At 41.7% G+C, this 17,728-nt stretch carries 10 protein-coding genes; 9 read left to right on the top strand and 1 reads right to left on the bottom strand.

The genetic code is table 11. The annotated features are described in order from the left end of the window. The first annotated feature begins 544 nt into the window (after positions 1 to 544). The 3 genes from ACSQ7D_RS10175 to ACSQ7D_RS10165 all read left to right on the top strand — a co-directional run bounded on the left by ACSQ7D_RS10175 (position 545) and on the right by ACSQ7D_RS10165 (position 4,340). Positions 545 to 877, top strand: a complete 333-nt coding sequence (locus ACSQ7D_RS10175) for a PadR family transcriptional regulator (protein WP_002673691.1) — start codon at positions 545 to 547, stop codon at positions 875 to 877. A 3-nt stretch (positions 878 to 880) separates the two neighbouring features. Further along, positions 881 to 2,590, top strand: a complete 1,710-nt coding sequence (locus ACSQ7D_RS10170) for a PspC domain-containing protein (protein ID WP_437136180.1) — start codon at positions 881 to 883, stop codon at positions 2,588 to 2,590. 115 nt (positions 2,591 to 2,705) lie between these two features. Continuing rightward, positions 2,706 to 4,340, top strand: coding sequence for a S8 family peptidase (locus ACSQ7D_RS10165; RefSeq protein ID WP_437136179.1), 1,635 nt, complete (start codon positions 2,706 to 2,708; stop codon positions 4,338 to 4,340). Between the two features lie 111 nt (positions 4,341 to 4,451). On the opposite strand, the gene ACSQ7D_RS10160 is transcribed toward ACSQ7D_RS10165, so the two are convergent. Continuing rightward, positions 4,452 to 5,057 carry a superoxide dismutase gene (locus ACSQ7D_RS10160; protein ID WP_437136178.1) on the bottom strand — a complete coding sequence of 202 codons (606 nt, stop codon included), beginning with the start codon at positions 5,055 to 5,057 and terminating at the stop codon, positions 4,452 to 4,454. Positions 5,058 to 5,119: 62 nt separating this feature from the next. Between ACSQ7D_RS10160 and ACSQ7D_RS10155 the strand changes: the two genes are divergently transcribed. From ACSQ7D_RS10155 to ACSQ7D_RS10130, 6 genes are all read left to right on the top strand, one after another. Further along, positions 5,120 to 6,733, top strand: a complete 1,614-nt coding sequence (locus ACSQ7D_RS10155) for a sulfatase-like hydrolase/transferase (protein WP_437136177.1) — start codon at positions 5,120 to 5,122, stop codon at positions 6,731 to 6,733. Between the two features lie 412 nt (positions 6,734 to 7,145). Beyond that, positions 7,146 to 9,740: a DNA gyrase/topoisomerase IV subunit A gene (locus tag ACSQ7D_RS10150; RefSeq protein ID WP_437136176.1), complete on the top strand. Its 2,595-nt coding sequence runs from the start codon at positions 7,146 to 7,148 to the stop codon at positions 9,738 to 9,740. A 193-nt stretch (positions 9,741 to 9,933) separates the two neighbouring features. Continuing rightward, positions 9,934 to 11,565, top strand: coding sequence for a DUF6377 domain-containing protein (locus tag ACSQ7D_RS10145; protein WP_437136175.1), 1,632 nt, complete (start codon positions 9,934 to 9,936; stop codon positions 11,563 to 11,565). A 162-nt stretch (positions 11,566 to 11,727) separates the two neighbouring features. Further along, positions 11,728 to 14,697: a SusC/RagA family TonB-linked outer membrane protein gene (locus tag ACSQ7D_RS10140; protein WP_437136174.1), complete on the top strand. Its 2,970-nt coding sequence runs from the start codon at positions 11,728 to 11,730 to the stop codon at positions 14,695 to 14,697. A gap of 13 nt (positions 14,698 to 14,710) precedes the next feature. After that, the gene (locus ACSQ7D_RS10135; RefSeq protein ID WP_437136173.1) at positions 14,711 to 16,207 is read left to right on the top strand and encodes a RagB/SusD family nutrient uptake outer membrane protein; all 1,497 of its coding nucleotides are present in this window, start codon (positions 14,711 to 14,713) and stop codon (positions 16,205 to 16,207) included. Then, positions 16,207 to 17,712 carry a glycoside hydrolase family 30 protein gene (locus ACSQ7D_RS10130; RefSeq protein WP_437136172.1) on the top strand — a complete coding sequence of 502 codons (1,506 nt, stop codon included), beginning with the start codon at positions 16,207 to 16,209 and terminating at the stop codon, positions 17,710 to 17,712. The genes ACSQ7D_RS10135 and ACSQ7D_RS10130 overlap by 1 nt, the downstream gene beginning before the upstream one ends. The last annotated feature ends 16 nt before the right edge of the window (positions 17,713 to 17,728 follow it).

The following is a 17,728-nucleotide window of genomic DNA, read 5'->3' as shown; positions in this document are numbered from 1 at the left end:
CTGACATTATTGCTGTTAGGCACATAATCAGGAAGTTAGGCATTTTATGGCGGATACCGCGTCTTTTTCTAGTATCCTCTATACTAGATAACATTTCTATCAGTGTCATAGACTTTTACATTTTATTGGAATGCAAAAATAGTAATTTAAAATAACTTACAAAACTTTGTAACAGCCCTGCCTTTGAAGGGGGCTAGGGGGATGTTATCCCCTAGTGCCCCTTCCTCTTTCTTTCGCCTCGAAACCTCATTTTTACCGTTTTTTGCATTGTTGTATTATATTATGAATCAACTTTTTATATACCCTTCCTATACCAATCGTCCAAGATTCGTATAAGCTTCCTATAAGCTCTCTATAAGCTCCCCATACCCAAAATACATCTCTACCACCAAAAAAATATATCTTTTTCTTACCTTTCCTTTTTCTCAATAAATCAATGATTTAAGTATTTCTAATACAAAAATATTGATTATTTTTGGTACTATGTATTGCATAATACTTATTTTTGTCGTATCTTTGCCCCGAATTTAAAAACATCAAAACTATGGAAGAATTTAATGTCGAAAAAACAAGAACACAAATGCGTAAAGGCATCTTGGAAATGTGTATTCTTTCCATTATTGACAAAAACAAAGAAGCTTATGTTTCCGACCTGATTGAGGCGCTCAAAACAGCCGATATGATAGTGGTCGAAGGAACGTTATACCCTTTGCTTACCCGATTGAAAAACAGCGGGCTACTTACCTATCAATGGAAAGAATCTACTTCAGGTCCTCCTCGTAAATACTACATTTTAACCGAATCAGGCAGACGCTTCCTAAACGAAACCGTAAAAGCCTGGCGTGATTTACAAACAATGATTGATAAAATTATTTAAATTATGGACAAAATAAAAAACATCAGTTTAGGTGGTTTTTCTTTTATCATCGAAGAGACCGCCTATAATGCCCTCAACAACTATCTCAATGAGGTGCGTAATCATTTGAACCAAAATACCGATAGAGAAGAAATTCTCTACGATGTAGAGCAACGTATGGCTGAACTACTCAAAGTTCGTCTCAAAGAGCGCGAAGTAGTAATCGGTCAAGACGTGCAATATCTTATAGAAGTATTAGGTCGTCCCGAACAATACGTTGAGAGTGAAGAACCTCTTAAATCTTCGCAAACCCTATGGAACCAAAATCTGTATCGCGATACGGATGATAAGAAACTCGGTGGAGTACTTTCGGGTTTGGCGCATTACTTTAAGGTAGATGTAACTAAAATGCGGATTGCTTTTGCATTACTATTCTTATTGTTTTTGTTGGGAGGTAATTTCTATAAGCATTTCTTTTTCACTATGCCAAGCACCTTAATATTATTATATGCTGTTTTTTGGGCAGTGGTACCTCCTGCGCGTACTACTGTCGAAAAATTGGAAATGAAGGGCGAAGCAGTAACGCTGGATACACTTTCCAACTACAAATCGGTTACGACTACCCAAAGTGAATGGAAAAGAAGTATTACCGACAAGAAGCTACTTGGCGTACTAGGAGGATTAGCACAGTACTCCACTACCAGTAGCACTTGGCTACGGATAGCATATTTGGCTCTTCTTTTGCTGAGTATTCCTTTATTTAAAGGGCGCTTAACGGTTATGTTAGTAATAGCTTACTTGGCACTGGGTATCATCTTGAAAAAGGAATCTGTTTTTGAGATAAGTGAGCAAGCTCCTACGTTTCAGCCCCCTAAGAAAAGTAATCTGGGAAATTTGATACTCAGCATATTGCTATACTTTATTCTTGCTGTAATACTATTACCTTTGTTTGTAGCGGTAATGGCAGTGTTGTTGGGTGTTTTTGGAGTAACCGTAGTGAGTGGTTTTTCTGCGTTTTTAGTAACCGACTATCTGCCTTTCATTTTCGAACATCAATGGCAGGTAGCAGTGTTATACCTCTCGTTGATATTATTGTTTTTGCTACCTGTTTCGGTGGTAGTATTACTCAGTTTAAAACTTTTTATTAAGAGTTTTCGCACTCCTAAAATATGGGTAATAGCCAATGTGTTGGCACTTGTGATAGGACTCATCGGGTTGCTAACCGTAGGAGGAACATTGGGCAAGGAGTTTATAACAAAAACACATGTGGAAGAAAAAATACCCCTCACCACCCTTTCTGATACCTTAGTGGCGGAAAAAATACGCAAAGAATACGGCTTCAATTCCCCTATAATACCCATCAATACCGATACCCTAATGGTAAGAGATTGTTCTTTTTTCATAGATACCCTTCCGCAAGGCGCAGTCCCCTATTTGCAATATATCAGAACGGCTCGTGGGAGCAATACTGTGGAAGCTAAAAAAAATGCCCAAAGTCCCATCTACCCGCTCACTATCAAAGGGAATCACATTAGCTTTCCTTATTATTACCAAATTGCCAAAGGAAATGTATATCGGGGGCAAGAGGTAAAAATAAAACTTTTTGTACCTATTGGCACTTACGTCCGCACCCTTAATGAGACCTTTTTTTCTCAAAAAGGAGGAAGATGGTTAAACGAAAACGGCCTTTACAAGGTAAGCAAAGACAGTATTTACGAGGTAACGGCAAAATAATACAAAAATAAAAAATGTTAATTATTCATTAGTTATTAGTATTTTTTGTACTTTTGCACGGTTTTTGTTATAAGATGAAAATCTATAGAATTTAAATACGTAATTAACTAATAGAATGAAAAAATCATTTATCTGGGTTGCCTTAGCAACTTTCCTATTTGTGGGCTGTCGGGCTACTAAAGTTAGTGCCGATATGGACAAAGCTCCCGCAACATCTTCAGCTCAGAAAACTTACAATGATGCTACCCTCAAAGGGTGGCCTCACGAAGGGTTTAAACAAAACTTCCCTGGACTGAACTTGCAAGAAGCCTATGCCTTACTCAAAGGTCTTACCCCTAAAAAAGTAATCGTAGGAGTGGTAGATTCTGGTGTAGATATCAACCACGAAGACCTTAAAAACGTAGTGTGGGTAAACACTAAAGAAATTCCTGACAACGGAATTGACGACGACAAAAACGGTTATGTAGACGACGTACACGGCTGGAACTTCCTCGGTAATATCGCTCAAGAAAATACCGAGATGACTCGTATTTACAAAACTAAGGATAAGAAAAATCCTGATTATGCCAATGCTAAAAAAGAATTCGATAAAGAAACTGCTGAAACTAAAAAACGCAAAGGCTATTATGAGCAACTTATCCAAATAACTGAATTTGCCGATAACAACTTACGTAAAATCACAGGTAAAGAAGTGTATACCGCCAAAGACATCGATGCTGCTACCAAAGGCAAAACTTTCGATGCTCCCACTACCGAGATGATTCAGTTTATGAAACAGCTATTAGCAGATGTCTCTAATTCTGGTGATATCAAAAAAGAACTCAACGACGCTATCGAGTATTTCGATACAAAACTGAAATATCACCTCAACCCCGATTTTTCACCTCGTAAAACTATCTTAAAAGATAATGAAAACGACTTTACCAAAAAGTATTACGGCAATAATAACGTAATAGGTCCGAATACCAAAGATGCCTTACACGGCACACACGTGGCAGGTATCATTGGTGCTGAACGCAATAACGGAATCGGTATGAATGGGGTTGCCGATAATGTACTCATTATGGCAGTACGCGCTGTCCCCGATGGTGATGAGTACGACAAAGATGTCGCTCTTGCTTTGCGCTATGCAGTAGATAACGGAGCCAAAGTGATAAACACCAGCTTTGGTAAAGCTTTCTCTCCTCACAAAGAATGGGTGTATGACGCTATCAAATATGCAGCTTCTAAAGATGTTCTTATCGTGAACGCTGCGGGTAACGACTCTCAGGATATCGACGTGAAAGATACTTATCCTAACGACGAAGTAAACAAGAAAGAAATCTCCGATAACTTCCTTACCGTAGGGGCTTTGAACTACGAATATAACAAGAATTTAGTAGCCTCTTTCTCAAACTATGGTAAACGCAATGTCGATGTATTTGCTCCTGGGGTAAAAATCTATTCTACCACTCCTGAGAATAAATACGAGTTCTTGCAAGGAACCTCAATGGCTTCTCCTGAAGTAGCCGGAGTTGCAGCCTTGTTGCGCTCTTACTTTCCAAATCTGAGTGCAGCCGAAGTGAAGAAAATTATTATGGAGTCTGGTGTAAAAGTAGATATGAAAGTATTCGTAGGTGAAGATGATGATGAAGGTAAAAAACGCAAAGAAATGAACTTCGCCGACCTTTCTACTACAGGTACTATTGTAAATGCTAAAAATGCAGTAATCTTAGCCGCTAAAATTACTAAAACAAAACTTAGCAAATAGAAATTTATATGATACAATGAAAAGCCGTATGAGAAATTCTCACACGGCTTTTTTCATATTTGCTTGTTATTCATAAGTCATTAGCATTTTAAATGCCTGTCGTGCTACGACTTATTTGTGAGTACTATAAAGCTCGGCAACTTTCGCCCAATTAATCACGTTAAAAAACGCCTCAATATAATCAGGACGACGGTTCTGATAGTGCAAGTAATAAGCGTGTTCCCACACATCTAATCCCAAGATAGGAAAACCTCCGCAACCAGTGTTAGGCATTAGCGGATTATCTTGGTTTGCAGTAGAGCAAATCTCAAGCTTACCTCCTTTGTGTACACAAAGCCACGCCCAACCAGAGCCAAAACGAGTAGCCGCAGCCTTGCTAAAAGCTTCTTTAAAAGCTTCAAAACTTCCAAAAGCCTCTCCAATTGCCTTAGCCAATTCTCCCGTAGGTTTACCTCCGCCATTAGGACTCAGCACTTCCCAGAAAAGATTGTGATTGTAAAAACCACCAGCATTATTGCGAAGAGCAGCATTGTTCATATCAAGTGAGGTAAGAATTTCCTCAATAGTTTTGCCTTCTACCCCTGCTGGAGCCAAAGCCGTATTCAGGTTCGTAGTATAAGCGTTGTGGTGCTTAGTATAGTGTATTTCCATTGTACGCGCATCGATGTAAGGTTCAAGCGCATTGTAATCATACGATAATTTAGGTAATGTAAACATAGTATTTTCTTTTTAAATTTTTAGCAAAAGTACTATAAAAACTAATTGGTTGAGATACTTTAATGATAGATTTTCTTTATATAGGTATAATTATATTTGGGAAGTATAATTATTTTTGTACTTTTGCAAGGTATTTTTCTTTTACAAAAACCCACTACCCTATAATTATGAAACATTGTATCTTTCTTCTCCTTTATAGCTTTATTTTCGCTACTTATGCCCAAAAACCTAATGTCATCATCATTGTAGCCGATGATTTAGGCTATGGCGACCTAAGTTGCTATGGCGAAAAGACAATTCATACCCCCCAGGTAGCCTCACTCGCCAAACAAGGAATGGTCTTTACGAACGTACATTCCACCGCTGCCACTTGCACACCTTCGCGCTATTCACTCTTCACGGGCTTGTACAATTGGCGACGCAATGACACTGGTATTGCTCCTGGTGATGCTGCTATGGTCATTCGTCCTGAGCAAACCACCATTGCCGATGTGTTCAAAGCAGCAGGCTATACTACTGGCGCTATTGGCAAATGGCACTTGGGCTTAGGAGGTGAACGCGGTAAACAGGATTGGAACGGCTTTATCACCCCTGGACCTTCCGATATAGGCTTCGAATATTCCTGCATAATGGCTGCCACAGCCGACCGTGTGCCTTGCGTGTGGATAGAAAACCAACGCGTAGCCAATTACGACTCCTCAGCACCCATCGAAGTGAGCTATAGCAAGCCTTTTGAAGGTGAACCTACGGGTAAGAACAACCCCGAACTGCTCACTAAACTCAAACCTTCCTTACACCACGGTCACGACCAAGCCATAGTAAACGGTATTTCGCGTATCGGCTATATGAAAGGGGGTGGCAAAGCACTCTGGACAGACGAATATCTCGCCGATACCATTGTAGCCAAAACGGTAAAATACATCGAAAATCACAAATCACAACCTTTCTTTCTCTATGTGGGTACTAATGACATACACGTACCTCGCTACCCCAATCCACGTTTTGTAGGCAAAAGTGGTATGGGTTACCGCGGTGATGCAATTCTCCAATTCGACTGGACTGTGGGTGAAATCGTAAAGGCCCTCAAAGCTAATAATCTATACGATAATACGCTTATCATTATCACCAGCGACAACGGTCCTGTGATAGACGATGGTTATCAAGATCAAGCCGAAGAGCTCTTAGGCAGACATCGTCCGTGGGGAGCTTTTCACAACCACGGAGGCAAATACAGCAATTACGAAGCGGGTACGCGTGTGCCGTTTATCGTACGCTATCCTAAGATAGTGAAAAAAGGTACTTCCGACGCTTTGCTTTCACATATCGACCTCTTTGCCTCTTTGAGTAAATTTATTGGTGCTGAGATACCCGCAGGAGCAGCCACCGATAGCGAAGATTACCTCAAAGCCTTCTTAAGCAAGGACAAGAAAGGTCGCCCTTATGTAATAGCCTCTGGGGGAGCGCTCTCCATCACCGATGGTCGTTGGAAATATGTAGTCCCCAGCGATAACCCCTCTTATCAACCCCTCACTCGCACACATCTGGGCAACTATCCTGAGCCCCGATTGTACGACCTCAAAGAAGACATAATGGAGCTCTACAATGTAGCAAAAGACCATCCCGAAGAGCTCACCAGACTCAAAACAATGCTCGACAATATTAAAAACAGAAAATAGTGCTTTAACAATCAATAATAAAATTCGTTCCAAAAAAGGTAGATACTTTTTTGGAGCGATGTAATATCAATACTTTTTCTTCTATTCTCACTTCTATTTCCCCTTTTCTTTCGTTTATTCTTCATCTGCCCGTGTAGCTCGCTCCGTCTTTTGTTCGTTCTTTAGTCATTGTAGACCCACTGTAGACCCACTGTAGACCCACTGTAGAGCCACTGTAGACCCACTCATCGTTCGCTCTAACTTTGCCTTTCCGTCGCTACATACTTTGCCAAAGTTGAAATCCCCTTCGCATTATCTTCATCATTCGTTACTTGTCATCTCTTCTTTTTACCTTTTACCTTTTACCTAAAACCTATTTTTTGTCATTTGCTAATTATTTTCTATTTTTGCACTTTAAACAACATCTGTTCCGATGGAAGACAATACACCTCAAAACACTACTCCACAAGGAGATAGCATCATTAAAGTCACAGGTATGTACCAAGATTGGTTCTTGGATTACGCTTCATACGTAATCCTCGAACGCGCTGTACCAGCAATCGAAGATGGCTTTAAGCCCGTACAACGCCGTATTATGCACTCGCTTAAAGAATTAGACGATGGTCGCTACAACAAGGTGGCTAACGTCGTGGGGAATACAATGCAGTATCACCCTCACGGCGATGCGAGTATAGGCGATGCTATTGTACAAATCGGTCAGAAGGACTTGCTCATCGATACGCAAGGTAACTGGGGGAATATCCTCACAGGCGACGATGCCGCAGCTCCTCGTTATATCGAGGCACGCCTTTCTAAGTTTGCCCTCGATGTGGTCTTTAGCCCTAAGGTAACCGAATGGCAATCCAGCTATGACGGTCGTAAAAAGGAGCCTATCAGCTTGCCGGTGAAGTTCCCGCTCCTCTTGGCACAAGGTACCGAGGGAATAGCCGTGGGGCTTTCTACCAAAATATTACCTCACAACTTCATTGAGCTCATCGAGGCTTCTATTGCTTACCTCAAAAATAAACCTTTTGAGTTATACCCCGATTTCCCTACTGCGGGTATTATGGACGTAAGTGGCTATAACGATGGGGCAAGAGGCGGACGTGTGCGGGTGCGTGCTAAGATTTCGCAACTCGATAAGAGTACGCTTTGCATCACCGAAATTCCGTTTACTACCACCACTACTTCGCTTATAGATTCTATACTGAAAGCGAACGAAAAAGGCAAGATAAAAATCAAAAAGGTAGACGATAACACAGCTGCCAATGTAGAGATATTGGTGCACTTGCCCAACGGCACTTCGCCCGATAAGACTATCGATGCGCTCTACGCCTTCACTGCCTGCGAAACAGCTATTTCGCCCATTACCTGCGTGATTGAGGACAACAAACCGCATTTCCTCACCGTTTCAGAAGTGTTGCGTCGCAGTACCGACCGCACAGTAAGTCTGCTCAAACAAGAGCTCGAAATTGAACTTTCTGAACTCGAAATGCAATGGCACAGTGCCTCGCTCGAAAAGATTTTCATCAGAGAAGAGATGTATATCGACTTCAAGAACTACACCGATAAAGAGAGTTTGTACGAGTACTTGTACCAGCGTTTTGAACCTTTCAAAAAAGATTTAATCCGTGAGATTACCGATGACGATTTGGCTAAACTCACTCAAATACCAATGATTCGCATCACCCGCTTCGACTCTTATAAGGCTGATGAAAATATCCTCAAAATTGAAGCTGATATCGAGGAAGTGAAAAACCACCTCGCAAACCTTATCGACTATGCGATTTCCCATTTCGAACGCCTTAAAAAGACTTATGGTAAGGGGCGTGAACGGAAAACCGAAATGCGCGTATTCGATACCATCGAGGCGACCAAAGTAGTGGTGCGCAATACCAAACTCTATGTGAACAGAGCTGAAGGTTTTGTAGGTACAGGCTTGCGCAAAGACGAGTATGTAGGTGATTGCAGTGATATCGACGATGTGATTGTATTTACCGAAAGCGGTGCGATGTACGTTACCAAAGTATCCGATAAACAATATATAGAGAAAAACATCATACACGTAGCGGTCTTTAAGAAAGACGATAAGCGCACCGTGTACAATATGATTTATAAGGACGGACAAACAGGCTTCTCCTATATCAAGCGCTTCAACGTTACGGGTATTACCCGCGATAAGAAGTACGAGCTCATTCCTCAACACAAAGAGTCGCGTGTGCTCTATTTTACAGCCAACCCTAATGGTGAAGCCGAAGTGGTAACCGTGAACTTGCGTCAGTTAGGTACTTTGCGCAAACTGCGATGGGATATCGATTTTGCCGATACCCTCATCAAAGGACGTGGCGTGAAAGGAAACCTCGTGAGTAAATACGCTATCAAGCGCATCGAGCTGAAAGAAAAAGGCGTATCAACTCTCAAACCGCGCAAGATATGGTTCGACGATATTGTAAAACGCCTCAACACCGAAGAACGCGGTACGCTACTTGGGGCTTTCAAAGGTGATGACCGTATGCTTCTCATTACTAAAGAAGGCGTTGTGAAAACCATTATCCCCGAATTGAGTCTGCATTTCGAGAACAATATCGCCGTAATGGAAAAATGGGTGCCCGAGAAACCTATTTCGGTGATTTACTACGATGGTGAGAAAGAACGCGTGTTTGTAAAACGCTTTGTGGTAGAGAACGAAAATCGCGAAGAGTTAGTCATTACCGAACACCCTAAATCGCAATTGCTCTTCGTCTCTGCCGATTGGCGACCTATGGCTGAGGTGGTCTTCACCAAAGAAAAGGGTAAGGAGAAAGAGAACCTCACGGTGAATTTAGAAGAGTTTATCAGTGTAAAAGGCATCAAAGCCTTGGGCAACCAGCTCACTACCGACAAGGTGAAAACTGTCAACACGCTTGAATCTCTGCCCTACGAAGAACCCCAAGAAGAGGAACCCGTAGAAGACCTCGGCGATGAAGAAATTGTCCCTCCTACCTCTGAAAATGAGAGCGACGGCACCCAAACAGAATTAGAATTCTGAGATAACGATGAATAATCAAGTCGCTTTTGCATCGCTACACTTTGCCAAAGTTTTTAATTGCTCGTCGTGCTACGACCTTTGGCAAAGTTGATTGAGCAGTATATCCGAATAATATCCTAATAATCTCCTGCTGATGCAAATTTACGGCTTGTCCCCCTTCGGGGGTTCGGGGGCTTTAATAAAAAAAAACTTTATGAAAAACTATATCACACTCTTTATCATATTGTTGTTGGGAAGGAATGTAGCGGTGGCACAAGAGAGTAAAGAGGCTGTACTCCACCGGCTCAACCAAACCATTGAGCAGAGTGCTACTTATATACAAGCCAAAGAACAGCGTATTACTTCCTTGAAAAAGGCTCTTAAAAAAGCCTCTCAACCAACAGAAAAATACGACCTGCACAAACAATTGTATACCGAATACCGAAAATTTAAGGTCGATTCGGCAGTAGCCTATCTGCTGAAAAACGAACAAATAGCAATAGCTTTAAACGATACTGAAAAGCAAGACGAAACCCATATCTTGCTCTCTAAACTCTACTCGGTAAAAGGGATGTACATAGAGGCTTTGCAACTGTTAAAAGCTATCGATAAACACCGATTACCTAAGGAATCGCTGTGTGAATATTACGATTCGTGTTATGCCTTGTGCAGTCATTATGGGCAAAGTATCAACAATAGTGCTTATTTGAGTGCCTCCAACCGCTACCGTGATTCCTTACTATTGTGCATAGACAAACAGTCGCTTACTTTTAAAGTAAACAGTGCTATCGATGAGTTCTTTACAGGAGACAAAAACCGCGCTATGCAACAGTTTCAACAACTATTGCCACAAACTACCGAAGAGGAACCTGAACGTGCTATAATAGCTTATTATTTAGGTCTTATAGAACGAGAAAAAGGAAATGACAACCTTCAAGAATACTATTTTGCCCTCTCGGCAATTGCCGATATTAAAAACGTTATCAAGGATAATGCTTCTTTGCAAGGTTTAGCCCTCACTTACTACAAACGAGGAAATATAAGCAAAGCCTATCAGTTTATCAAAATGGCAATAGATGATGCTAATTTTTGCAATGTGCGACACCGCGCCGAAGAAAGTGCCTCTTTCTATTCTATCATCAATACCGCCTATCAAGAAAAAGAAGCCAAACAAAAGAAAGAATTACAATTGTATTTGATACTCATCAGTGTGTTATCGGTAGCCCTTATCATCGCTTTGGTATATGTGTACAAACAAGTTAAGCGACTGATAAAGATACGTAAAGAACTCTCTTACAGTAATCAGCAACTCGAAAAGCTCAATGCCGATTTGCAACAGATGAACCAAACCCTTGAAGAGGCAAATCTCAACCTCGAAGAGGCAAACCTTATCAAAGAAGAGTACATTGCACGTTTCTTCAACCTCTGTTCAGCGTATATTGATAAGATTGAGAACTACCGGAAATTGCTCTACAAAAAGGCTTCTAAACATCAGTTTGACGACCTTATCAAGGTGCTAAAATCTACCTCCGTAGTAGAACAAGAATTAGAGGCTCTCTACAAGAATTTTGATACTATCTTCCTCAATATATACCCGCATTTTGTAACCCACTTCAACGCTCTTTTAGAAGAAGGCGAACAAATCTTCCCTAAAAAAGGCGAACTACTGAATACCGAATTGCGTATCTTTGCCCTCATTCGTTTAGGTATCACCGATAGTAATAAGATAGCCGAATTCTTGCGCTATTCTCTTCGCACAGTGTACAACTATCGCACCAAAGTACGGAATAAAGCGAAAGGAGAACGCGATACTTTCGAAGAAAAAGTGAAGAAAATACGTAATTAATAGGTGAAATTTCAGTACTTTTTTAAGCTTTTTTCACAATTCAATTAGCTAATATTCAATTTGATATTTTTTGAAAGCAGTACTTTTCTAATACCCAATTACGCGCGAGTGTTTTTTTGCTGTACTTTTGGAGCAACTAAACAAACGTAATGTTTTTATTTTATGAAAGTACTCAAAGAACATTTAATGCTAATGATGGTACTGTTAATAGGCTTTGTAGGTTTCGCCCAAGCACAATACAGCAGAGTAACAGGTACCGTAACCGATGACAAAGGAGCACCTCTTCCTGGTGTTTCTGTAGTAATAAAAGGTACTACCAAAGGCGTAGCTACTGATTTCGACGGTAAGTATACACTTACTGACGTAGCTCGAGGAGCTGTTTTAGAGTTTTCTTCTGTAGGCTACAAAACCCTCGATTTAAAAGTAACAGGTGAACAGCTCAATGTTAAACTTTCTGAAGTTGCCCAAGACCTCGATGAGGTGGTAGTAGTGGGCTATGGTACTCAAAAACGTGGTGATGTAACCACTGCTATTACCACAGTAAAGACCCAAGACCTCGACCAGCGTCCTGTAATTTCGGCTGCACAAGCCATTCAAGGGCGTGCTGCGGGTATCCAAGTAGTGCAACCTAATGGTGCTCCAGGCGCAGGCTTGGCTGTGCGCATTCGTGGGAATACTTCTATTAGCGCTTCTAACGACCCTTTATATGTAGTAGATGGTATCCCTGTGCAAGACATCAGTGGGATAGCCCCTACCGATATCGAGAGTATGCAAGTGCTCAAAGATGCTTCCTCAGCAGCTATCTACGGTTCACGTGCTGCTAATGGTGTTGTGCTTATCACTACCAAACACGGAAAACGCAACGAGCCTAAAGTATCTGTTAATACCTATGTGGGTATCTCGCAAGTAGCCAAACGCATCGAGTCGCTCAACACAGCTCAGTACAAGGAACTGATGGACGAAACAGGTGCTGTTACTCTTCCTTCAGGGCTTACCGATAAAACTGATTGGTTTGATGAAACCTTCCGCAAGAGTATTATTCGCAATACACAGCTTTCTTTCTCAAATGCAACTGAAAACACCAAGTATTACATTTCAGCAGGTAATTCTAAAGATGAAGGGGTTATTCGCTCTTCTTTCTTCGAACGCTATAATGTACGTTTGAACTTAGAAACCAAAATGCGTAAATGGCTGACTTTTGAAACCAATCTATCCTATTCCGATTACTCGTCTAATGGTATTATCACCGGTACAGGTTCTAACCGCGCTGGAGTAGTGCTTTCGGTAATCAATACCCCTAAATACGCTCCTATATGGAGTGATAAACCCGGTGAAGAAGGTTGGTATTACTACAATTTCTATGGAGCAAACCTCACTCACCCTGTAGAGAATATCTCTCGTAATGCCGACAATACCTCTAAGAGCAATCGCTTGGTAGGAAGTGTATCGGCTATCGTAACTTTCCTTCCTAGTTTGAAGTTCAAATCTACAGTAGGTATCGACCGTTTAGGACGCACTCAAACCCATTGGACAGACCCTAAACTCACCGAATATGGACGCAAGATCTTCGGTACTGCCGACGATATCCGTACTAATAACACCGTGATGACCTACGACAACTTGCTTACTTTCGACAAGAGTTTCGGGAAACACAATCTTTCTGCTTTGGCGGGTACTTCAGGAACGGTATCTAAATGGAACGAAAGCTATTTGTACGCCTCTCACTTCCTTACACCCGACATCAAAACCCTCAACGCTGCCAATAAAATAGAACAAGGTAGTGGTTCAAGTGCTGCCGAATGGGCAATTATGTCGTATTTAGGTCGTATTTCTTATAACTACGATAGCAAATACCTTCTCACAGCTAATTTCCGTGCCGATGGTTCTTCAAAATTGGCACCAGGAAAACGCTGGGGTTACTTCCCTTCAGTATCTGTAGGATGGAGACTTTCACAAGAAAACTTCTTGAAAGAAGTAGATTGGCTTAGCGAACTCAAATTGCGCGGTGGCTGGGGACAAACAGGTAACCAAGCTGGTATATCCGATTACGGCTACTTGCAACGCTTTTCTATTACCCGTCAAAACTGGTGGGAGGCTGGTAAAGGTGATGCAATGGTAACCTTGCGCCCTAATTCATTCTCTAACCCTAACCTCACTTGGGAAACCACCACTCAAAGCAATATAGGGCTCGACCTTTCACTTTTCAAAAACCGTATCTCTTTAGCGGTAGATGCTTACCTTAAAAAGACTACCGATTTGCTAATGGATGTGCCACTGCCCGCTACTTCACCCATACCTTCTATTTATCGCAACGAAGGCGAAATGACCAATAAAGGGATTGAATTTGCACTCGATACACGCAACCTCACAGGTAATTTTGAGTGGAATACGAACTTCAATATCTCGTTCAACCGCAATGAGCTAACTAAACTTACCCTTCAAAAAGTGTATTACTACGCCAGCACTTCCGAAGCTACTACTGAACAAGTGGTGCGCATTACTGAAGGACAACCTTTAGGCAAGTTCTGGGGATTTATAAGTGAAGGAGTAGACCCTCAAACAGGCGACATCAAGTACAAAGACCTCAATGGCGATGGTAAAATCTCAGTTTCCGATAAAACTTATATAGGCGACCCTAACCCCGATTTTACTTTTGGGCTTACTAACGACTTCTCCTATAAGAACTTCACTCTGAGCGTATTCTTCCAAGGTTCTTATGGCAATGATATCTACAACGCTTCTCGTATAGAAACTGAAGGTATGTATAAAGACCAAAACCAATCGACTGCTGTGCTCAACCGCTGGAGAAAACCGGGTGATATTACCGACATTCCTCGTGCTGTAAGAAGTACCGATAACATCAAAGCTTCTTCGCGTTGGGTAGAAGATGGTTCGTATTTGCGTCTCAAAACACTTACTTTGGCTTATAACCTTTCCAATGACGAGTTGTTGAGATACGGTATCCGCAAGATACAGCCTTACTTCACCGCTCAAAATCTTTGGACACTCACTAACTACAAAGGATTTGACCCCGAAGTAAACCAAGGGCTTTCAGGTCCTACGATGGGTATTGATTGGGGTACTTATCCTCAAACCAAAACCTTTATCTTTGGCTTAAACATTGATTTTTAATACCTATACAAAAATGAAAAGATATATATACCTTGCACTCTCGTTAGCAGCACTAACGGCGTGCAGTTTAGATAAAGACCCTATTTCGGAGTTCAACGAGAAAAACACAACTACCGAGGGCAAAAGCTCTTCTGCCATAGAAACCAAAGCACAAATGCAAACTCGCTACGATGCTATCTATGCTTTTGTACGAGGTAGCGCGCAAGAGTTCTGGACGTTAGACTTTCTACAAAATACCGAAACTCGTGCCGATAACGCTTATGCAGGTACTTCTGGTGTCGAAATTACTTCTATAGAACAGAACAGCCAAGATGCATCTAACGGAAATATAAAACGTGATTGGCAAAAATACTTAGAAGGCATCAACTTAGCCAATGTAGTAATTGCTAATGTAGACAAAGTGCCCGATGCCTCGCTTACAACAACTGAACGAAAACAGTGGAAAGCCGAAGCTAAAATACTCAAATCGTGGCTTTTATTCGATATGGTGCGCTTTTGGGGAGCAGTACCTATTCCTCCTATTGAAGTCCCTGAAATATCATCTAAAAATGTAGAAGAAACCTACAAATTGCTCTTCCCTGAACGCACTTCAGTTGCTGAGGTGTACAACATCATTCGCACCAACCTCGAAGAGGCTCTCGTCGATGCTCCTGCTGTGAAGGCTAACGATAAGTTCTTCTTCAGTCGTGCGGTAGCTAATGCACTCTTAGCTCACGTATATGCCGAAAAACCTATACGCGACTACAACAAAACTATTCAGTATTGCGCAGCCGTAGAAGCCGATGGCTTTACTCTCTTGCCTAATTACGCCGATTTATTTCAAATCAACGATGCTAAAATCGATGTAAAAGTGCGTAATTCAGCTGAGTCTATCTTCGAGATTACCTACTCTCAAGGCGGACAGACTTGGTTACCGGGACTTTTTGGATTGAACTACACCAACCCCAATAGCACTTACGACTGGGCAAAATGGGTAACACCTTCACGTGACCTCATCGCTGCTTTCGATGCCGAGGGTGATGCTGTGCGCAAAGATCAAGCTATCGTTTGGGGGCAACCTTCGTGGAAAAATTATTACCCTTCTGAACACTATCCTTTTATGTACAAAATACGTTCAGGAGGCAGTAGCATCATCAAATTGCGTTTAGCCGATATCCTCTTGCTAAAAGCCGAAGCTTATGCCGCTTTAGGTCAAACTACTCAGGCGGCTGCCTTAGTAAACCAAGTACGTGCAAGGGTAGGACTTGCTCCTATTTCCACCTCTCTTTCACAAGAACAAATGAAAGAAGCAGTACTTAAAGAACGTCGTTTAGAACTCGCTTTCGAGGGCTTCCGTTGGTTCGATTTGGTGCGTAACGATAAAGCTATCGAAACAATGAACTCTCTCAACGCAAGAGATACTGGTAGACTAAAACAAACCTACCCTCTCAATGAGAATACAGTACTCTATCCTGTCCCACAAACTGAATTAGAAAACAATAAAAAACTCACCCAAAATCCTGGTTACTAATGAAAATATTCCCTTCTTTTTTACTTATAATACTCTGGAGCATCGCTTCTTGCAGCTGCCAGAAAAAATCCAACACAGGGGAGGATCCTACTCCTCCCCCTGTTGTTGAGCCATCGGTAGGTAAAGTGAGCGTATTGTTAACCACAGGCAATCGCCAAAAAGAATTCTACAAAGAGCAAACCGACCTAAAGCTCATCAAAAACCCTAACGCATCTTATAGTATCACCCTAAAACCTACTGAAAAATTCCAAAGTATCTACGGATTTGGCTCTGCCATTACAGGGTCTACCTGCTATAACTTGATGCAGATGTCCCCTGCCGATAGAAAAAACTTTCTCACCCAAACTTTCTCTGAAACCGACGGCTTTGGGCAAAATTATGTGAGGGTTTCTATTGGCTGTTCCGACTTTTCCCTAAGTGAATACACCCTATGTGATACCAAGGGAATAGAGCATTTTGCCCTCACCCAAGAGGAAACTGAGTACGTGATTCCTATACTCAAAGAGATTCTCGCTATCAACCCCAAAGTGCAAATCATAGGCTCTCCTTGGACACCTCCGCGCTGGATGAAGGTCAATAACCTCACCGATTTGCAACCTCATAACCATTGGACAAGCGGTCAGCTGAACCCTGCTCACTATCAGGATTATGCGCTCTATTTCGCCAAATGGTTGCAAGCGATGAAAGACAATGGATTGAACGTCAATGCCATTACTATACAAAACGAACCCCTCAACAGGGGCAACTCGGCTTCTATGTATATGGGATGGGACGAACAGCTCGCCTTTATCAAAAACGCCTTAGGTAAAACTCTGCACAACAAAGGTTTTGCTGAGGTTAAAATCTACCTCTTCGACCATAACTACAACTACGATAATATACCTTCGCAACAGCAATACCCCTTACATATCTATAAAGATACCGATGCCTCTCAGTACGTTGTGGGGGCTGCTTACCATAACTATGGGGGAAATCCTAACGAATTGAGCAACATTCATAACCAATACCCCAATAAAGAACTCATCTTTACAGAAAGCTCCATAGGTACTTGGAACGACGGTCGCAACCTCGAACGCCGTCTTACCGAAGATATGCAAGAGCTTGGTATCAAAATCCTGAATAATCATTGCAAGGCGGTGATAGTGTGGAATTTAATGCTAGACGAGCACGGAGCTCCCAATCGTGAAGGCGGTTGCAAAACTTGTTTTGGTGCGGTCGATATCCAAACATCCGATTATAAGACGATGCAACGCAATTCGCACTACTATGTGATAAGTCATCTTTCGGCAGTCATCAAGCAGGGTGCGACCCGTATAGGCGTTGAGAAAACCACCGACGACAATGTGCAATGTACCGCATTCGAGAACCCCGACGGCTCTTTGGCTTGTGTGTTGTTGAATAAAAAGAAAGAAGCAACCTATCTGACCCTAAGTACCGGCAAGTACTATTTCTCTTATGAAGTACCTGCTAACAGTGTGGTATCCTTTTTGATACCTAAAATATAAACAGAAATTGTAAACT

It is taken from the genome of Capnocytophaga sp. G1920 (assembly GCF_051417515.1).
This window is presented reverse-complemented; position numbering and strand designations above follow the sequence as displayed.

Bases quoted from the DNA above. Each gene is read 5' to 3' on its own strand.
- ACSQ7D_RS10175 (WP_002673691.1), top strand. From the start codon at position 545: ATGGAAGAATTTAATGTCGAAAAAACAAGAACACAAATGCGTAAAGGC.
- ACSQ7D_RS10170 (WP_437136180.1), top strand. From the start codon at position 881: ATGGACAAAATAAAAAACATCAGTTTAGGTGGTTTTTCTTTTATCATC.
- ACSQ7D_RS10165 (WP_437136179.1), top strand. From the start codon at position 2,706: ATGAAAAAATCATTTATCTGGGTTGCCTTAGCAACTTTCCTATTTGTG.
- ACSQ7D_RS10160 (WP_437136178.1), bottom strand. From the start codon at position 5,057: ATGTTTACATTACCTAAATTATCGTATGATTACAATGCGCTTGAACCT.
- ACSQ7D_RS10155 (WP_437136177.1), top strand. From the start codon at position 5,120: ATGATAGATTTTCTTTATATAGGTATAATTATATTTGGGAAGTATAAT.
- ACSQ7D_RS10150 (WP_437136176.1), top strand. From the start codon at position 7,146: ATGGAAGACAATACACCTCAAAACACTACTCCACAAGGAGATAGCATC.
- ACSQ7D_RS10145 (WP_437136175.1), top strand. From the start codon at position 9,934: ATGAAAAACTATATCACACTCTTTATCATATTGTTGTTGGGAAGGAAT.
- ACSQ7D_RS10140 (WP_437136174.1), top strand. From the start codon at position 11,728: ATGAAAGTACTCAAAGAACATTTAATGCTAATGATGGTACTGTTAATA.
- ACSQ7D_RS10135 (WP_437136173.1), top strand. From the start codon at position 14,711: ATGAAAAGATATATATACCTTGCACTCTCGTTAGCAGCACTAACGGCG.
- ACSQ7D_RS10130 (WP_437136172.1), top strand. From the start codon at position 16,207: ATGAAAATATTCCCTTCTTTTTTACTTATAATACTCTGGAGCATCGCT.